2 protein-coding genes are annotated in these 2,052 nt (G+C 72.4%); one reads left to right on the top strand and one right to left on the bottom strand.

Annotation, left to right across the window (positions count from 1 at the left end):
• Nucleotides 1–231: 231 nt before the first annotated feature.
• Complete coding sequence (locus KBY19_RS35780) at nt 232–507, bottom strand: hypothetical protein (protein ID WP_210967511.1); 276 nt, start codon at nt 505–507, stop codon at nt 232–234.
• Between the two features lie 330 nt (nt 508–837).
• Here KBY19_RS35780 and KBY19_RS35775 point away from each other — a divergent pair, with 330 nt between their 5' ends.
• Entirely contained in the window at nt 838–1,617 is a 780-nt protein-coding gene (locus KBY19_RS35775) for a trypsin-like serine protease (protein ID WP_099885548.1), read from the top strand.
• The last annotated feature ends 435 nt before the right edge of the window (nt 1,618–2,052 follow it).

Genomic DNA, 2,052 nt, shown 5'->3' with positions numbered 1-2,052 from the left:
TTCCTGCCCGGCCCTCCCGCGCACGCACATCTGGTGCGCACCCTCGTCATAGCCGTTCAGAGGGGCACCGGACGGTGCTGCGGGGGGCGACGGGGCTGGTTGCCCGGCTCTGCGCGGGAGACGGACGTCGGCGCGGTTCGTCGGCCGGATCGGCCGGCGCGCGCCGGTCGTCTCCCGGTACGGGCGGAGCGGGCATCCACGTCCCCGTCGGTCCAGGAGGCGGGCAGCTGGTCAGCTGCCGGTGCCCGCCAAGGGCGGGCCGATCTTCGGCACCGACGCCGTGCCGGTCACGGGAGACCGGCCAGCGGGTGCGGCGTTCGCCTGCGACGCGTCGCTGTTGTCGCCACCGCAGCCCGCCGGCGGCCTGCCGGCGGCCGGTGCCGCGGCGGTCGCCACGACGACCCGCGCGGGGCGCCCGGAGCGGCTCAGCGGCGGGAAGCGGCGGGCGCCCGCCCCGGCGGTCTCCTGTGCGCTCCGCCCAGTGGTCATGTCGTCGTCGCGTGTCATGGTTGCCGTCAACTCCCTGATCGGTGCCGCCCCCTCCGGCGGGCCGTACACGAAGTTCGATGGCGGGCCCGGCGACAAAGTTCACGGGAACCGGGATCTTTTTTCGCCGCGCTGCCCGGCCAGCACCTCGCGGGACAGCCCGCCGGGAGAGCTGACGCCTCGGCTCGGCCGTACGGCGGGCGGAGTCGGTGGCGCCCGGCGTGCTGCCCATAACTCCGCGCTATGGACCAAATGCTATTACCCGAATCGCTCGGATTCCGGAAACCTGGTACTTCCCTGGACGCCATGCGCGAGTTCTCGCGTTCTCGCGCTCTTCGGAAACGAGGAATCTTGCGAATCACCAGGTTACTCCCCACGCTCATAGCCGCATTGTTGGCCACCCTCACGTTCAGCACCGCGGCGGTGGCCGAGAACCGTTCCTCCGGTGCCGGTTCCGGTGCCGGTAGCGGTGGTGTCTCCCTCCGTGTCGCGACCGACACCCGCGCCTCCGGTGACGAACAGCGGCCGATCATCGGCGGCGGGTACGCCCAAAGCGGCCCCTGGGCCGCGCGGTTGTTCTCCGGCGGGAGACAGACGTGCAGCTCGACGATCATCGCCCCCACCTGGATCCTCACCGCCAGACACTGCGTCAGCGGCGGTCAGTTGTCGTTCCGCATCGGCAGCCTCGACCAGACGACCGGCGGCACCACCGCCAACGGCACGCAGGTCTACACCCATCCGTCGGCGGATCTGGCACTGGTCCGTCTCGACCGGTCCGTCTCGACGACCTACTCGCCGCTGGGCCGGCCCGGTTCGGTGTCCGTCGGCCAGACCGTGCAGGTCTACGGCTGGGGCGCCACCTCCCGCTGCGGCCAGGAGATCAACTGCCAGTCGCGCTACCTGAAGTACGCGAACGTCATCGTCAGCGGGGGCTGCCGGGATGCCTACAACGGCTCCGCCATCTGCGCCCGGCGCGGTGACGGCATCACCGCCGGCGGCGACTCCGGCGGCCCGATGATGGCCGGCGGCGTGCAGGTCGGCGTCGCTTCCACCAGCGACCGGCAGACCACCACGGCATACACGAACGTGACGCAGTACCGCTCCTGGATCCAGTCCGTCGCGGGCGTCTGAGCCGTAGGGTCCACCCCGGCCGGGACAGGACCACGCGACTTCCCCGGGCGGCCCGCGTGGCTGTCCACCACCCGCCCGTCCTGCCCCTCCTGTTCCTTCTGTTCCTTCTGCTCGTTCTGCTCGTTCTGCTCGTTCTGCTCGTCCCGCCCGCCCCGCAGCCGACTGCGGGGCGGGCGGACGCACGTCCGTACCCGGACGAGCGGAACGGGGCCGCACCGAACCAACGGCCTGCGGTCCGGCCACCGGCGGCATACCGTGGGAGGAAGCCACGCCGGTGTCGCCCCACCCGCGCGGAGCCGACACCGGGTTACGGGTCCTGCCGGTGCCGCTCAGCGCTGGGGACGGCGGCGACGCCGGGCGCGGACGGTGGAGGCGGGCCGGGCGCCGGTCGGCGCGAGAGCGTCGAGGATGCCCTGGTCCGCTTCGAGCACGACC

This window comes from Streptomyces sp. B15 (assembly GCF_018070605.1).
GTDB lineage: Bacteria > Actinomycetota > Actinomycetes > Streptomycetales > Streptomycetaceae > Streptomyces > Streptomyces smyrnaeus.
This window is presented reverse-complemented; position numbering and strand designations above follow the sequence as displayed.